We start from the raw sequence: 13421 nt of genomic DNA, 5'->3' as shown, positions 1-13421 counted from the left end.
GCATTATTCACATTCCGTAATCTGCCAATTATCACCATGAAAACATTCAAATCAACTTGCTGTTACTGCGGCGTCGGCTGCGGGGTTGTGATTACGAAAGAGGGGAACGGGCAACTGAGCTTGGAGGGTGATAAGGAGCATCCTTCGAATAAAGGAATGTTGTGCTCGAAAGGCATGAACCTGCATTACACCGTCATGGACCAGTCGGACAGGCTGCTGTATCCGCAAATGCGGCTTAACCGCTCGATGCCGATGCAGCGCGTAAGCTGGGACGATGCTTTGGAGCGGACTGCGGCTGTTTTCAAGACATTGATCAAAAAATTCGGGCCGGATTCTGTGGCTTTTTACGTATCCGGGCAATGCCTTACTGAAAGATATTATTTGGTTAACAAGCTGATAAAGGGGTTTATAGGCTCCAATAACATTGACACCAACTCGCGGCTTTGCATGAGCTCGGCCGTGGTGGGTTACAAGCTGGCACTGGGCGAGGACAGCGTGCCGGTTTGCTACGATGACATCGAGGCGGCCGATGTCATCTTTGTGACCGGTGCAAATCCTGCCTGGTGCCATCCCATAATCTGGCGGCGCGTGGAAGCACATAAAGCTGCCAATCCGAATGTAAAAATCATCTGCGTTGATCCACGAAAAACAGACACTTCCCGCTCTTCAGACCTGCATTTACAGATCGCGCCGGGTACAGACATTGTGCTTAATAATGCCATAGGGAGGATTTTGATTGAAAAAAATTACATTGACCACGAATTCATCGCCGCGCATACAGATGGATTTTCAGATTTCCAGGAAAAAGTAACGCAACGCACCATTGTGGAAGCCGCTGAACTTTGCGGAATCGATGCTAATGATATTTACACGGCTGCCCAGTGGATTGGTGCGTCGAAAGGTTTCTTGTCGTTCTGGACAATGGGGCTTAATCAATCGGTGATTGGCGTGAATAAAAACTTGTCGCTCATTAACCTGCATTTGATCACCGGAAAAATTGGCAAACCCGGCAACGGACCTTTTTCACTGACCGGACAACCGAATGCCATGGGCGGACGCGAAACGGGTGGACTCGCCAACATGCTGCCGGGACACCGGGAAATTGTGAATGCCGAACATCGCGCCGAGATGGAGCAATTCTGGAATACACCGGTCAAAATTGCCAATAAGCCCGGCCTGACCGCCACGGAAATGTTCGAAGCCTTGGCCGACGACAAACTCAAAGCGATCTGGATCATTAATACGAACCCGCTCGTGAGCATGCCCGATATTAATGTTGCCGAAGCCGCGCTGAACAAGTCGCGGTTTGTGGTGGTTCAGGATATTTCGAACCGGGCGGATACGGTAAAATTTGCCGACGTGGTGCTTCCTGCGGCGGCCTGGCTGGAAAAAGAAGGCACAATGACGAATGCAGAAAGGCGCATTACGCATTTGCCCAAGGCCATCGACGCACCGGGAGAAGCATTGCCAGACGCAGAAATCATCTGGCGGTTCGCTGCCAAAATGGGCTTCGGCGATTCATTTAATTACAAAAACACCTCCGAAGTTTACGAGGAATACACAGCCTGTACTGCCGGAACAAGCATTGACGTAACCGGCGTCAATTACACGCTTCTAAAAAACAACAGAAGCATCCAATGGCCACAAACAAAATCGCAGAACAACCCTGACACACCGACAACTGGCACCAAAAGACTCTTCACCGACCACCAATTCCACACCAAAAACAAAAAAGCCCAAATCCACGCCGTCCCCGACGAAAACACCTCCGAACCCACAACGCCAGATTACCCGTTGGTTTTAACCACCGGCAGGATACGCGACCAATGGCACACCATGACCAAAACGGGCCGCGTAGCGAAATTAAACCAACACACACCACAACCTTTTTTACAAATTCACCCCGAAGACGCCAAAAATCGGAACATTAAGGAGGGACAATTGGCGGTGATCAAAAGCCGCCGCGGCGAAGTGCGGGTGAAGGTGAACATTACGGAAGACGTGCGGCCGGGCCTTTGCTTTTTACCCATGCATTGGGGCAAAATACTGGGCAGTAACCTCGGCAGGGCCAATAATCTGACCAACAATCTGGTCGATCCGAAATCCAAAGAACCCGATTTCAAATTCTCCTCAGTGGAGGTTACTTTGTATAAAAAGCCTGTTGAAAAGATCATTATCATTGGTGCGGGCTCGGCGGGACTGGGCTTTATCAACGCTTATCGTGCTTTAAACCAGGAAGATGAGATCCATGTTTTTTCCAAAGAAATTTATCCGTTCTACAACCGCGTAATGCTGCCCGACTACATCAGTGGTGCCCAGCATTGGGAGCAGCTGGTGAAACTGCGCGAAGATCAGTTTGAAGAGAACAACATTATCGTGCATAAGGGCATTTCCATCGCGCACATTGACCGGAATAATAAGACGGTTGTGGACAGCAACGGTCACGAACACACTTACGACAAGCTGATTCTGGGCATGGGCAGCAAAGCCTTTATGCCAAAAGGCGTCCCGGACCTGCCCGGAATTTTCAATATGCGATCGCGGTTCGACGCGGATTCTTTGCTGCCATTTTTGAAACAACCTGAACCGCATGCCGTCATCGTTGGCGGCGGGATTTTGGGGCTGGAATTGGCGGCATCTTTCCGCGAGATGAATGTAAAAGTGAGCGTGATTCAGCGCAGCGGCCGCTTTATGGAACGCCAGCTTGATCCGCTTGCGAGCGAATTGCTTTACCAGGAATTGATGGATCGCGGCATTGAAATTTACTTTAATGATGAGGTCGCCACATTCAGCGGGCAGGAAAAAGTGGATGGTATCCGTTTGAAATCGGGGCGAAAGATTGCTTGTGATGTGGTGGTTCTGGCGATCGGGACGGTGCCGGTGATTCAACTGGCGCAGCAGGCGGGACTGGATTGCAAGCGAGGCGTGGTGGTGAATGATTATCTGCAAACTTCCGATCCGGATATTTACGCGGCGGGCGAAATTGCAGAATGGAACGGGCAAATGTGGGGCATTACATTGGCCGCCGAACAACAAGCGGAAGTGATCGCGAAATACATGGCCGGCGACATTTCGCAGCCTTACAAAGGCAGCACGTCTATGAACATCCTGAAAATGGAAGGCTTGCAACTTTGCAGCATTGGCCTTACAGACGTCCCAAACAATGATCCGGCTTACGAGCAGATTGTTTTTATAGATAAATCGAAGCGCTATTATAAGAAATGCATTGTGCACCGGGATAAGCTGGTGGGCGCGATTTTGATTGGGGATAAAAATGAATTTCTTGAATACAAGGATCTGATTTCCAATTCGATAGAGCTTTCCGACAAGCGGTTGCAGTTGCTTCGCGCCAGTCAGAAGGTGGAGCCCTTGGAAGGCAAACTGGTATGCTCGTGCAACAATGTGGGACAGGGAAACCTGGAACGCGCGATTGCGGGCGGGTGCAGCGATTTTCAGACATTATGCCAGCGAACAGGAGCTGGAACCGGGTGTGGCTCATGCCGACCGGAAGTGCGGAGTATTTTGGAAAAAGCAGCGGAGGCAGCACTCGTTTAATAGCCACAAATCATGAGAGACTATTATAATGTAAAAATCAACTTGCCGGGCGGCATCGCTTCGCCGGGTTATTTGAAAGATATTTTAACGGCAGCGTGGCATGCGAATGTGCGCAAAGTGCGCTTTGGGTCGCGGCAGCAGTTGCTAATGTCGGTGTTTTATGAGGATATGCGTTTTTTGGAAAAAGACCTGAAAAAGAGCGGCATTTTCTACGAAATGAACACGGACCGGCGGCCTAACATTGTGAGTTCCTACTGCGGTGAGGAGGTTTTCAGGACGGGACAATGGCTCAATGCGAACGAGTATCATTCCGTGCTGGACACATTTGACTACGATCCGGCATTAAAGATCAATATTTCGGATTCGAATCAAAGTTTCACGCCTTTTTTTACAGGAAATCTAAATTTCATTTCTTCACCTGAGCCGCATTTCTGGTATTTGTATGTGCGTAACAAACAGACGAATACGGTTTATAAATGGAATGATCTGGTTTACACCAACGAGATTGGTCGACTAGCAAAAGTGATTGAAGATTGCATGCTTTCAGGTGATTGTTGCGGCGAAGAAAGTTTGTTTGAAGCTGTGAAAAAGAAGATCCGCTATGTTTCCCAACCGGCGACATTGGATCTCGAATTGCCTTCATTTTCACTTCCTTACTACGAAGGTTTCAACCGTTACGAGTCCAGAACATGGCTTGGTTTGTATCGCCGCGACGAGCTTTTTCCGATTGAATTTCTATTGGATGCATGCGCATTATGTCTTAAAACACGTATTGGGGAAATCTGCATTACGCCTTGGAAGTCATTGGTAATTAAGGGAATAGAGGATCATTACCGGTCAGATTGGAGTAATATTTTGGGCAAACACAACATTAATGTACGGCACGCGGCGAATGAACTGGCGTGGCAGACAGAGGATCATAACGAGGACGGCGCAGCGCTAAAAAATGACCTGATCCATTATTTTGATAAAAACGATATGCGCACTTTCGGGCTTTGCTTTGGCATTCAAACCAAGGCTAAATCGGAAGTTTTTGGCAGTGTTTTAATCAAAAAAAGGCCTTTGTTGCAAATCGGGCAGCTGGCCATGTTTCATGTTTATGACATTTATTACACTGAGAATTTCAACCCGAACAGCCGCACGCAGTTGCTTTTTGAAAAAGGTTTATTCAAAATTCATCTTGCAGCCCAGCTCGAAAAACTTTGCAGGCGATTCAATAACCAGCGTTCGAGGGAAAATCTGATCGCATTCACACCGGAAATCGACGAGACGAAAATCGCTCCGATTACATTAGAGCTTGTCTATCAATGTCCTGATTGCCTCACCGTTTATGACCCGGAATTCGGAGATGCGGCACAAAATATTTCGCCCGGAACGGCTTTCGAAGCATTACCCGATTCATATTGCTGCGGCACTTGCGACAACAGCAAAGGAAATCTTATACCTATGGAAATGAACAGATTAGCAATAACAGAAAGCATTGCGTCGTGAAAATAGAACTTCATTAACGCTTTTCCTGATCACGCTTTCTAACATCCTTTTTCAACTCCGAAAGTCGTTTTCCAATGTGTCGGCTGAATAGCAAATGCTTAGGATGACCGATCTGCTGCGCGCTGTAAATGCCGCGATGGCCGGAGACGAAATAGGCCACCACGCAGGCAAGCGCGACATATACGCCGCAAGAAGCTCCAAAAAGTTCGATAGCCATGATCGTGCAGGCCAGCGGCGTGTTGGCGGCTCCTGCAAAAACAGCCACAAAGCCCATTCCGGCCAGCAAAGCGGTTGGCAAAGGAATAAAATAAGAAAGCGCGCTTCCCAATGTGGCTCCGATGAAGAATAGGGGCGTCACTTCTCCGCCTTTGAATGCTGCGCCCAATGTAACAGCCGTGAAAAGGATTTTCAAAGCAAAGTCATAACCGGGTAACTGCTCGGAAAATGCTTCGACGATCACCGGAATGCCTAATCCAATGTACCGCGTGGAGCCGAAAGCAAAGACAGCTATCGCAACGACCGAGCCGCCGATGAATGGACGCAATGGCGGAAAGGCGACATTGGCTTTAAAAATGCGTCCTATATAATGGGTAAGCGAAGTAAAAAGCATCGAGCAAATCCCAAAAATAAGGCCTGCTCCGACGGCATAAATCAGATGCATCGGCGAAAGTTCAGGAACATACGGAATGTGATAATGCGTATGTCCAACTTGCCAGGCTCTCGTGGTCAGGTCGGCGATCACGGAAGCTAACAATGCAGGAATCAAGGCATTGTAGCGCAATTTGCCAATTACTAGAACCTCTATTCCAAAAACAGCACCGGCGAGTGGCGTTCCGAAAACGGATCCGAAGCCGGCTGCTATGCCGGCGATAATGATCAGCTGCCGATCGCGCGGACGGAGTTTGAAGATGCTGGTAAACTGGTCTGCAATGGAGCCGCCGATTTGCAGCGCAGTGCCTTCCCTACCCGCCGAGCCACCAAATAAATGGCTTGCAATGGTGCCAATCAAGACAAATGGAGCCATTTTCAAGGGAATGATCCCGGCTGGACGGCTGATATTTTCGAGCAGCAGATTATTGCCTGCTTCCACATCTTTTCCCCAATAATGATACATGCAGCCGATCAAAAAACCAGCAACGGGCAGCAGCGCAATGATCCAGCGGTGGGTTTCACGCCAGTTTGTAGCCCAGTCCAGCGACACCAAAAACAGCGCAGATGCAGACCCGACCAGCACACCGACCAGCGCGGAAAGCAGCAGCCATTTGAATGTAAAGAAAACGATCGGGTAAGCCCGGAAAAGGGGAATGAGATTTTTTGGAAGACGGATTCGGTTACTTGCCATTGTCCGCAGGAAGACACCATTTCCTGTATCGCCCAAAGTTAGAAGATTTTGGCAGGCTATTTTCTATATTTAAGGGCAACATTGCGCATCAGGCCGCATTTGCTGTTTTTTGTTTTTAATAACCAACCCTGCAACCCCATGAACGACCGGGAATTAGTAATCAACAATTATGTGACGGCCTACAACAATTGTGACGTTGAAGGAATGATCGCGGACTTTGATAAAGGCATTATCTTTCAAAATATCGAGAATGATAACGTGACTATGGAGTTATGCGGGCTCGAAGAATTCCGGCAGCAGGCCGAGCAGGCGATCGGCGTTTTTTCTTCCAGGAAGCAGACCATTAAGTCAATGATTCATAATGAGAACTGGTCTGAAATTGAAATCGATTACAACGGCGTTTTGGCAATAGACCTGCCAAACGGAATGAAAAAAGGAGACGAACTTAACCTTACCGGCAAGTCCGTCTTTGAATTTTACGACAATAAGATCACGCGGTTAACGGACATCAGTTGACACCACGACTTTGCCACGAGTCCGGCCCGTTTCAACTTGCTGGTGCGCCTGAGCCATTTCTTCAAATGGGTAAACAGCAGCGACTTCGGATTTAAGAATCCCTTTTTCAAGCAGAGCGGCGATCTCTTTCATGTGCTCGCCATTGGATGATACGAGGAAGAAAAACGCGTTGATGCCTAATGCCTCGCCTTTTTCCGCAACGCCATCGCTCAATCCGGACGGGATTGTGATCAATGTGCCGCCTTTTTTGACGATTTTCAATGAGCGGTCAATGTTCTCGCCGCCAATGGTGTCCAGCACAAAATTAATATCCGAAACTTGCTCTTCAAAGGGTTTCAATTTGTAATCAATGTGCTCGTCAGCACCCAGGCTCTGCACAAATTCTTTGTTTTCCGCGGAAGAAGTTCCGACCACATAGGCGCCCAAATCTTTGGCGAGCTGCACTGCATAATGCCCTACCCCACCCGCAGCAGCGTGTATGAGCACTTTTTGACCTTGCTGGATTTTGGCATGCACGACGAGCGCTTGCCATGCCGTCAGTGCAGCGAGCGTTGCAGCAGCGGCTTCTTCAAAACTGATTCCCGCAGGCTTAATAGCAAGCTGATCAGCCGGAGCGGCTACAAATTCGGCGTAAGCATTTCCCAATCCGGGAAAATTCACCATTCCGAAAACCTCGTCTCCTGCTTTGAATAAAGGTGAATTAGATTCGGTCACAATGCCTGAAATATCCCAGCCGAGCACGAGCGGACTAATGTCTTTCAATCTGCCTGCCATGCCCTTGCCAGCACACGTTTTCACGTCCACGGGATTGATACTGATGGCCTTAACCTTAACCAAGACTTCGTTTGCAGCTATTCCGGGAACCGGCAGTTCTTGTAATTCGAAATTTTCAACTCCTCCAAATGTTTTTATTGTAATTGCTTTCATTTTTCGTTTCGTTTAATTGACATTGCAAAATTGTACAGAAATTAATGAATCCATTTGTACAAAAATTACAATATTCTGTAACTTTACGTATATGAGCACAACAAGTTTATACCAGCCGTTCGAGATTGTTTTTAAAGAACTGGATGAATGTCCGATGAATGAACACAGGCAAAATTTCTTTGAGCTGGTTTACATTGTGAATGGGACGGGTAAGCATATTATTAACAAAAATCAGTTTACTTATCATCCCGGCAACATGTTCCTGATCACGCCCGCGGACAGGCATTCGTTTGATATTGAGCAAACTACACAGTTTTATTTCATCCGTTTCAGCGAGGCAAGCATCAGAAGCCGCAAAGAACTGGAAGGAAGAGATGCGGAATGGATCCGGCGCGTGGAGTATATTTTGCACAATGCCAGCCATCAGCCGGGGTGTATTTTGTGTAATCCGGGAGATAAGGTTTTAGTAAAAGCGCTGATCAATTCTATGACGAATGAGCTCGTTAACCGCCCGCTTTATCATCAGGAGCTTATTGCTCAGCTTGTTAACACGATGGTGACCATTGTGACACGGAACATTGCAATGACGATGCCGGAGAAGATTTCGGACAGCACGGGCAACACTGTGATGAACATTATTAATTACATTCAGGAAAACATTTTCACGCCCGATATGTTGCGTATTGAAAGCATTGCGGCGCATTTTGGGATTTCAGACGGTTATTTGGGTCGTTACTTTAAGAAACATACGGGTGAGGTTTTGCAGCAATATATCACCAATTGCAAATTAAAATTGGTTGAAACGCGCTTGAAACACAGCGATATGCGCATCAATGAAATCGTGACGGAGCTTGGCTTTACGGACGAAAGCCATTTGAACCGCCTATTTAAGAAACACAAAGGATTGAGCCCTTCGGCTTTCAGGAAACAAGGTCTTTTAGAAACTGTATGATTGAAAAAGAACCATCCTGAGGCTGAGAATCCGCCTTTGCCTTCATCCGACTTTCGTTTTCATCATTTGAAATTTGGGTCGTCGGCCTGATGTCCGTGTTGAAACTCATTAGACTTAGCGCTGGAATGGCGTTAGTGGGCTGTCCGAAGTGATGTAGAAACCGGCGTCTTCTGTATGATGTTTCCATAATTGGGGAAATGATCTGTTTCGAAAAAGATGATGCGATTTCCCAAAATAATCATACCAGAAACAGCCGTTTGGTCAGTTTTATTGAAAGAGATTATTGTTTTGCCTTTATCCCGTTATATTGAACAGAAATAATGCGCTGACACTGATGAGCAACCACTTAGATAAGATTAAGGAAAAAATAATGCAGTTTTCTTCTCTTCCGGAAGATGAATGGGAGGCCTTTTCGGATAGGCTTGTTATTAAAAAGTTCAAAAGAGGGGATTTTCTGGTTGCGCAGGGGCAGGTGGAGAACTATATGTATTTTTTGAATTCGGGATCGACGCGCAATTATTTTTTGCACGATGGAAATGAATTCACAATCGACTTTCACTTTGGCGGCGATTTTGTGTCGGGTTTTTATTCTTTTATCACGCGGGACCCGAGTTACGTAACCATTGAGCTCCTTGAAGATTCAGAAACTGTGGCGATATCTTACGCAGATTTGCATCATTTTTACCGCAACTTCCACAATGGTGAACGGACGGGCCGGCTGATCACAGAAATGCAATATGCTCGACGTTTGCGTAAGGAAATGGATTTGCTCGCATTAACGGCGGACGAGCGTTATGCACAATTAATTGAACGCAATCCCAGACTTGTGAATGAAATTTCGGTCAAGCATTTATCGTCTTACCTCGGCATTCAACCGGAAAGTTTAAGCAGAATCAGAAAGCGCTTCGCACGAAACTAACATACATCATTTGACGCAGCGGTTTCAATGGTGACTTTTGTCAAGACAAAAAGCCATTTAAGATGAAACCGTTTATATTATTACTTGCCACATTCGCCCTCACCACGCTCGTTTGCAAATATTTCACCGGAGCATGGAACGTGCTGCTGAGCGGAAATCTGGCCATGTGCGTAATGCTCTGCTTCACGGCGCTCGGCCATTTTATGTTTACAAAAGGCATGACGCTGATGCTGCCAGACTTCGTGCCTTTGAAAAAAGAAGTCGTATATCTCACCGGAATCCTGGAAATCGTCCTCGGCGTCTCGCTCCTATTTCCAATATTAAGACCAACTGCCGCCATAATCCTCATCATCTTCTTCATCCTCATCCTCCCCGCCAACATCCACGCCGCAACTAAAACCCTCAACTACGAAAAAGCCACCTTCAACGGCCCCGGCCTAGCCTATCTCTGGTTCCGCGTGCCATTGCAAGTGTTTTTTATTGGATGGGTTTGGTATTTTGGGTTGATGTGATCCAGACTGCTTCGCATTCCGGTTGAAGCTTTGACGCATGAGTATGAGTTGCGCTGATTAGTTGGCTAACGCCTTGGCGACTGCTGTTTCCAGCTCTTTGCCATGAAGATTTACACCGACGATCGTGCCTTCTTTATCTAACAAAACGTTAAACGGAAGTGCTTCGATTTCGTAGGTTTTGGCGACGGGAGATGTCCAGAATTTAAGGTCGCTAACCTGGATCCAGTCGATTTTGTATTTACGGACTGCTTTTTCCCAAGCCGGCTTTTTGCTATCCAGCGAAACCCCGAATATTTCGAATTTTCTGGCATCCTTTCCCTGCTTGTTAAACTGACCGTAAAGCTTTTTCAGCTCCGGCTGCTCTTCCACGCATGGCGCACACCAGCTTGCCCAGAAATCGACCAGCACCACTTTGCCTTTCTGGGACGAAAGTGCCAGAGATTCACCCGATATAGTCGGAAGCAAAATCTCCGGCGCTTTTTTGCCCACCTTAATAGCACTTTGTTGCGCAGCAGCATTCAAACAAGCCAGCAAGGCAAAAACAAAAACCAATCTCCTCAATATCAATATCATAATGCAAAAATTCAGCGCACCAACGCGCTTATAACTCAATTATTCATTCACCGGATAACCTGCGTCGATCCAGTTTGTCTTTATATTTTTAGGCACATTCAAAAGCTTTGCCTTAGCAAATCCTTTTTCCTTAATCAAACTGAACGCCGGGCGAATGTTAGGACATTTGTCAAACGGGCAGCAGCCGCAATACAGAACCACTTCGCGGTTCTTGTCTTCTTTGGAAAGCATTTTTTCCAGCTTCTTAATGTTATCCTTCTCCTTTCCAGGTCCCACATCTACCGAACCTTTGATAACCGCTTGCGGGCCAATGTTGATAATGAGCGGTTTTTTAGCCGTCGGATCATTGATCAGCGCAGCGAGCTCGCTTGTGGGCATCAGCTGAGATTCTGTCCACGGCTCTGCTTTTGTCTGTGCCTGGCTAACCAGTGACATCAGGCTGAGTGAAAAAAGCAGGAGGAATTGTTTGAAATTTTTCATCATTAATTGAGATTATTGGGTTTCAAATCCGGTCGTCTGACGCGGGTTAATGTTCATTTTACTGTGATCAACGGGCCGTCGTGCTTGGGTTCCAGCCGGCCGAAAGATATCAATTCATGGCCTAAAACAGCCATCGTTTTTTCAAAATCAGGCGCATGTTCTTCATTTACTGCAACGAGCAAACCGCCGCTCGTCTGCGGATCTGCGAGAATATATTTTTGGAGATCCGTCAAGGGCCCCACTTTGTGACCATAACTCGCCAGGTTCCTTTTAGTGCCACCCGGAAAGCATTGCTGTTCCAGATAATAAGGCAAAGAATCAATGACGGGCACTTTTTCAAACTCTATAACAGCAGATAATCCGCTCCCTTCGCACATTTCGGAAAGGTGGCCGAGTAAGCCAAAGCCGGTAACATCCGTCATGGCTTCTACGCCATCCATGCGCGAAAAAGTTTCACCCAGAATGTTCAGCTTCACCATGCTATTAAGTGCGATTTCAGCGTCTTCGGGTTGCAAAAGCCCTTTTTTCTGAGCGGTGGAAAGTATTCCCACACCCAATGCTTTGGTGAGATATAACTTGCAGCCAGCCTTGGCAGTGGAGTTTTGTTTAAGCTGCGGAATGTTGACTAATCCGGTTACTGCAAGTCCAAAAACCGGCTCGGGGCAATCAATGCTGTGGCCGCCAGCGAGGGTGATGCCTGCTTCGCCACAAATCGCACGTGCGCCTTCGAGCACTTTTTGGGCAACTTCTGGTGCGAGCTTATCAATTGGCCAGCCCAAAATCGCGATGGCCAGCACAGGATTTCCGCCCATTGCATACACATCGCTGATTGCATTTGCTGATGCGATGCGTCCAAAGTCGTACGGATCGTCCACAATTGGCATAAAGAAATCGGTCGTCGAAATCAATGCGGTTCCGTTTCCGAGATCCAACACGGCGGCATCATCGCGCTTGTCGTTGCCCACGAGCAGGCGAGGATCAGCTTGCGCTGCGATGGGACTGTGAAGGATCTTGTCCAAAATTGCGGGACTGATCTTGCAGCCGCAGCCGGCTCCGTGGGAATATTGGGTTAGTTTTACTGTTGTCGTATCCATTGATTTTGCTATGCCTGCGTCGGCACAGTTAATGTAAAATTTAAAATCTGTTTTGCATTTTCTGAAAGGCGATCATCGGTAATATCCAGCGAAAAAACTTTGTCCGGACTTCTTTTGCCAATGTCCTTTAAATATGTTTTATCATAATATACAAGCACAATTCTGACAAAATCCTCCATGCGTTCGTCCTCGATCGCGGCAATGGCTTGTTTGGTTTGCAAAGGCCCCAACCGTTTTTGAATGCGCAATGTGCAGGTTATGAGAAAGTTTTTATCAAGCTGGCCATATTCAAGCGTTAAGGATTTCGCGCGGGCGTCCAGACCAACATTCAGATCAATTAATATCGCGTCGATCATTTGTTTGAAGAATGGCGCCGGAATGTTGAGCTTACCGACATTCCTGCTTTCGTCTTCTATCCAAATGCGTTGCGTCGCATCCATATCCCTCAATTGCAACGCAAGATTGTTCTCAAACTGTTCCTGCGTAGGCTGAACCATTTTGTTCATGCTTCCATATGAAGAGCCCTGATGCTGTGCAAGATCCTCGAGATCAACGACTTGCTCCCCCAGTAAGGCAAGTTCTTTCAGCAACCTCGTTTTTCCGGAACCCGTGCGACCGCCCAGAATGCACAGTTCATAAGGTTGTTCCCAAAGGCCCAGCACCCATCTCCGGTAATGTTTGTAACCGCCTTCGATGAGATAAACTTCAAAGCCGTAAAGGTTAAGCGCCCATGCCATTGCACCACTTCGCATGCCGCCGCGCCAGCAATGGACCGCGATTTTCTTCTGCGGCGACATCTCCAAAGCGCGCTTGATAAAACCTGACCATTTGGAACCGGTAAGGTCGAAACCAAGCAAAATCGCCTCTTCCCTCCCAACCTGCTTATATGTTGTTCCTACCAAAACACGTTCTTCATTGCTGAACAACGGCAGGTTAAATGCACCCGGGATATGCCCATGCGCAAACTCAGCCGGCGTGCGTACATCGGCAAGCGGCACATGGTTTTGCAGGGAAAAGAACTCAGTGATCGTAATTGTTTTGATCATGTGGCATAAGCTTT

The 13421-nt window shown here is 47.3% G+C and carries 12 protein-coding genes; 6 read left to right on the top strand and 6 right to left on the bottom strand.

Annotated elements, in window-relative coordinates:
• Window positions 1–36: 36 nt before the first annotated feature.
• Window positions 37–3555 (top strand): molybdopterin-dependent oxidoreductase, encoded by a 3519-nt coding sequence (locus tag AC0IYG_RS02505; RefSeq protein WP_471709448.1) that lies wholly within the window; start codon window positions 37–39, stop codon window positions 3553–3555.
• Window positions 3556–3567: 12 nt separating this feature from the next.
• Window positions 3568–5046 (top strand): rubredoxin, encoded by a 1479-nt coding sequence (locus AC0IYG_RS02500; protein WP_471709447.1) that lies wholly within the window; start codon window positions 3568–3570, stop codon window positions 5044–5046.
• Between the two features lie 13 nt (window positions 5047–5059).
• Here the strand turns inward: AC0IYG_RS02500 and AC0IYG_RS02495 are convergent, their stop codons facing one another.
• On the bottom strand, window positions 5060–6388 hold the full coding sequence (locus AC0IYG_RS02495; protein ID WP_471709446.1) for a voltage-gated chloride channel family protein: 1329 nt from the start codon (window positions 6386–6388) through the stop codon (window positions 5060–5062).
• A gap of 138 nt (window positions 6389–6526) precedes the next feature.
• On the opposite strand from AC0IYG_RS02495, the gene AC0IYG_RS02490 reads away from it, so the two are divergent.
• Window positions 6527–6904, top strand: coding sequence for a nuclear transport factor 2 family protein (locus tag AC0IYG_RS02490; RefSeq protein ID WP_471709445.1), 378 nt, complete (start codon window positions 6527–6529; stop codon window positions 6902–6904).
• Here AC0IYG_RS02490 and AC0IYG_RS02485 read toward each other — a convergent pair.
• The gene (locus AC0IYG_RS02485; protein WP_471709444.1) at window positions 6887–7831 is read right to left on the bottom strand and encodes an NADP-dependent oxidoreductase; all 945 of its coding nucleotides are present in this window, start codon (window positions 7829–7831) and stop codon (window positions 6887–6889) included. The genes AC0IYG_RS02490 and AC0IYG_RS02485 overlap by 18 nt on opposite strands.
• Window positions 7832–7922: 91 nt before the next feature.
• Here AC0IYG_RS02485 and AC0IYG_RS02480 point away from each other — a divergent pair, with 91 nt between their 5' ends.
• The 3 genes from AC0IYG_RS02480 to AC0IYG_RS02470 all read left to right on the top strand — a co-directional run bounded on the left by AC0IYG_RS02480 (window position 7923) and on the right by AC0IYG_RS02470 (window position 10214).
• Window positions 7923–8783 carry an AraC family transcriptional regulator gene (locus tag AC0IYG_RS02480; RefSeq protein ID WP_471709443.1) on the top strand — a complete coding sequence of 287 codons (861 nt, stop codon included), beginning with the start codon at window positions 7923–7925 and terminating at the stop codon, window positions 8781–8783.
• 334 nt (window positions 8784–9117) lie between these two features.
• Complete coding sequence (locus AC0IYG_RS02475; RefSeq protein WP_471709442.1) at window positions 9118–9702, top strand: Crp/Fnr family transcriptional regulator; 585 nt, start codon at window positions 9118–9120, stop codon at window positions 9700–9702.
• A gap of 62 nt (window positions 9703–9764) precedes the next feature.
• The gene (locus AC0IYG_RS02470) at window positions 9765–10214 is read left to right on the top strand and encodes a DoxX family protein (protein WP_471709441.1); all 450 of its coding nucleotides are present in this window, start codon (window positions 9765–9767) and stop codon (window positions 10212–10214) included.
• Between the two features lie 57 nt (window positions 10215–10271).
• On the opposite strand, the gene AC0IYG_RS02465 is transcribed toward AC0IYG_RS02470, so the two are convergent.
• The 4 genes from AC0IYG_RS02465 to mnmH are packed head-to-tail and all read right to left on the bottom strand — an operon-like array spanning window position 10272 to window position 13407.
• Window positions 10272–10787 (bottom strand): TlpA family protein disulfide reductase, encoded by a 516-nt coding sequence (locus AC0IYG_RS02465; RefSeq protein ID WP_471709440.1) that lies wholly within the window; start codon window positions 10785–10787, stop codon window positions 10272–10274.
• Window positions 10788–10826: 39 nt separating this feature from the next.
• On the bottom strand, window positions 10827–11270 hold the full coding sequence (locus tag AC0IYG_RS02460; RefSeq protein ID WP_471709439.1) for a rhodanese-like domain-containing protein: 444 nt from the start codon (window positions 11268–11270) through the stop codon (window positions 10827–10829).
• Window positions 11271–11320: 50 nt separating this feature from the next.
• Window positions 11321–12361 (bottom strand): selenide, water dikinase SelD, encoded by a 1041-nt coding sequence (gene selD / locus AC0IYG_RS02455; protein WP_471709438.1) that lies wholly within the window; start codon window positions 12359–12361, stop codon window positions 11321–11323.
• 8 nt (window positions 12362–12369) lie between these two features.
• Window positions 12370–13407 (bottom strand): tRNA 2-selenouridine(34) synthase MnmH, encoded by a 1038-nt coding sequence (gene mnmH / locus AC0IYG_RS02450; protein WP_471709437.1) that lies wholly within the window; start codon window positions 13405–13407, stop codon window positions 12370–12372.
• Window positions 13408–13421 lie beyond the last annotated feature (14 nt).

The sequence above is a fragment of the Dyadobacter sp. AC419 genome (assembly GCF_979253085.1).
The sequence above is the reverse complement of the archived record's forward strand: the minus strand, read 5'-3'. Positions and strand labels throughout refer to the sequence as shown.

Bases quoted from the DNA above. Each gene is read 5' to 3' on its own strand.
- AC0IYG_RS02505 (WP_471709448.1), top strand. From the start codon at position 37: ATGAAAACATTCAAATCAACTTGCTGTTACTGCGGCGTCGGCTGCGGG.
- AC0IYG_RS02500 (WP_471709447.1), top strand. From the start codon at position 3,568: ATGAGAGACTATTATAATGTAAAAATCAACTTGCCGGGCGGCATCGCT.
- AC0IYG_RS02495 (WP_471709446.1), bottom strand. From the start codon at position 6,388: ATGGCAAGTAACCGAATCCGTCTTCCAAAAAATCTCATTCCCCTTTTC.
- AC0IYG_RS02490 (WP_471709445.1), top strand. From the start codon at position 6,527: ATGAACGACCGGGAATTAGTAATCAACAATTATGTGACGGCCTACAAC.
- AC0IYG_RS02485 (WP_471709444.1), bottom strand. From the start codon at position 7,831: ATGAAAGCAATTACAATAAAAACATTTGGAGGAGTTGAAAATTTCGAA.
- AC0IYG_RS02480 (WP_471709443.1), top strand. From the start codon at position 7,923: ATGAGCACAACAAGTTTATACCAGCCGTTCGAGATTGTTTTTAAAGAA.
- AC0IYG_RS02475 (WP_471709442.1), top strand. From the start codon at position 9,118: ATGAGCAACCACTTAGATAAGATTAAGGAAAAAATAATGCAGTTTTCT.
- AC0IYG_RS02470 (WP_471709441.1), top strand. From the start codon at position 9,765: ATGAAACCGTTTATATTATTACTTGCCACATTCGCCCTCACCACGCTC.
- AC0IYG_RS02465 (WP_471709440.1), bottom strand. From the start codon at position 10,787: ATGATATTGATATTGAGGAGATTGGTTTTTGTTTTTGCCTTGCTGGCT.
- AC0IYG_RS02460 (WP_471709439.1), bottom strand. From the start codon at position 11,270: ATGATGAAAAATTTCAAACAATTCCTCCTGCTTTTTTCACTCAGCCTG.
- selD (WP_471709438.1), bottom strand. From the start codon at position 12,361: ATGGATACGACAACAGTAAAACTAACCCAATATTCCCACGGAGCCGGC.
- mnmH (WP_471709437.1), bottom strand. From the start codon at position 13,407: ATGATCAAAACAATTACGATCACTGAGTTCTTTTCCCTGCAAAACCAT.